Raw genomic sequence first — 2,079 nt, 5'->3', positions numbered from 1 at the left:
AAACCGAAGATCTTTTCAGATGAGATTTTATCAGTATTTCAATTAATCGCGTATTCGTGCAGTGATTTTTCAAGCTTTTTACGGGTGAAGAAAATCCGGCTTTTTACCGTTCCGAGCGGAAGATCCAACTCTTCTGCAATTTCCTTGTACTTGTATCCATCCAGAAACATGGTGAACGGAATGCGGTATTCATCTTCCAGTTCGTCAATGCTTTTGTTTATTTCTTTTGTGCTGTAAAACGAATCAGGAGCAGGATAAACTTTGTCTTTTGAAAACAAAAGGTGAAAGTCGTTGTTAGAATCATCAAACGTGTTCCTTGTTTTTACATTTCTCCGGTAATCGTTAATGAACGTGTTTTTCATTATGGTGTAAATCCATGCTTTAAAGTTCGTGTTTTGCGTAAACTTGTCACGGTAAGTGAGCGCTTTAAGCATGGTTTCCTGCAAAAGATCGTCGGCGCGTTCCGAGTCGGAAGTTAAACTGAGAGCGTAGTAGTGCAGTTTGTCTCTTAATCCGAGAAGTGCGTTGTTAAATTGAACTTGAGTCATGGCGTTATAAATTTAAAGTTAATTATTAATTTTTCTTACAATTTGTCGAAACAAATATAGAATTCATAAAACAAATAAAAAAGATTTTTCACTCTTTTAATAGTTGATTTTATCTATACACGATAAAGATTGCTTATGGGAAAAAAGTAATTAATTTGTAAATCGTTCTGTTTAAATGTTTTTGAAGCAATATTAAACAGAATTTCAGAAGGGGAAATCAGATTTGATAAATGTTCTATATTTGCGGCTTCAATTTTTATGTGGTTTAATTTTCAACTATGAGGTTCCAAAAAGACAAAATTCCTGGTAAAAATTACCTTGTTTTCAAAAAATGGGGAAGAAAATCCTATTCTTTGTTTTCCATTTTGCATAAGGCGGTGAAAATTTCGGTATTGTCGGTTTCTTATTTTTTGGCTGTTCCGGTTTTATCTTTTGCCATGGAAACAGATACAACAAAGCAGGTGAAAATGGAATTTAATTTGGAAGAAATTGAAGTTTCAGCATCGCGGGCACCTTCGGTATATTCTGAAATTGCGCGGGTGCTCACAGTAATTACCGCAAAGGAAATTGAGCAGGGGCCGGCAACAAGCTTGCAGGATTTACTCGAGCAGGTTACATCAATTGATGTAAGGCAACGCGGTGCCGGTGGAATCCAGGCAGATATCAGCATCCGCGGCGGCACGTTCGACCAAACTTTAATTCTCCTGAACGGTATTAACATCACCGACCCGCAAACCGGACATCATAACTTAAATATTCCCGTAAGTTTATCCCAAATTGAACGCATTGAAGTGCTCAAAGGTCCTGCCGCACGGATTTACGGGCCGAATGCATTTTCAGGAGCTATAAATATTGTTACAAAACAAAATTCAGGAAACGAACTATCTGCATTAATTTCTGCAGGAAGTTACAGATATCTCAATTCAAACATTTCCGCCGGTTTTGTTACCGGGAAAATGAACCATTTGGTGGCCGGTAATTATAAAAGTTCGAATGGATACATTAATAGTACAGATTTTGGTGCGTCCAATTTGTTTTATTCAGGAAAGCTGGATTCAGAAAAAGGAAAACTCTCTTTACAGACCGGATTCACAGATAAAGGTTTTGGGGCCAATAGTTTTTACACTCCGGTTTATCCCAATCAGTATGAAAATACCCAAACACTTTTTTCATCGGTAAAATTCGAATCTTATGCGAAGTTGAATTTAACCCCGGTTATTTATTTCCGCAGGCATTCCGATAAATTTATGTTATTTCGGGAAAATCCACCGGAATGGTATCAAAATCATAACTTTCACCGAACCGATATTTGGGGAGCAAATTTAAATTCCTGGTTTCTTTGGCATGCAGGTAAAACATCTTTTGGCACTGAATTCAGGTCTGAAAAAATTTTAAGCAATGTTTTGGGTGAAGAAATGGAGTCATTTATTAGGGTACCCGGCGAAAATGCTTTTTTTACCAAATCGAAAACCAGGAATATTGTTTCACTTTTTGCAGAACATATTTTTTACTTTAACCGCTGGACAATTAG

At 36.8% G+C, this 2,079-nt stretch carries 2 protein-coding genes; one reads left to right on the top strand and one right to left on the bottom strand.

Annotation, left to right across the window (positions count from 1 at the left end):
• Window positions 1–38: 38 nt before the first annotated feature.
• Window positions 39–548, bottom strand: a complete 510-nt coding sequence (locus ACESMA_RS18900) for an RNA polymerase sigma factor (RefSeq protein WP_372950429.1) — start codon at window positions 546–548, stop codon at window positions 39–41.
• A gap of 278 nt (window positions 549–826) precedes the next feature.
• Between ACESMA_RS18900 and ACESMA_RS18895 the strand changes: the two genes are divergently transcribed.
• The coding region (locus ACESMA_RS18895) for a TonB-dependent receptor (RefSeq protein ID WP_372950428.1) at window positions 827–2,079 on the top strand (1,253 nt) is incomplete at its 3' end.

The organism is Mariniphaga sp., assembly GCF_041687215.1.
Classification (GTDB): domain Bacteria; phylum Bacteroidota; class Bacteroidia; order Bacteroidales; family Prolixibacteraceae; genus Mariniphaga.
The sequence above is the reverse complement of the archived record's forward strand: the minus strand, read 5'-3'. Positions and strand labels throughout refer to the sequence as shown.

What these genes read in the sequence shown, in the direction of transcription:
- ACESMA_RS18900 (WP_372950429.1), bottom strand. Translation starts at nt 548, where the DNA reads ATGACTCAAGTTCAATTTAACAACGCACTTCTCGGATTAAGAGACAAA.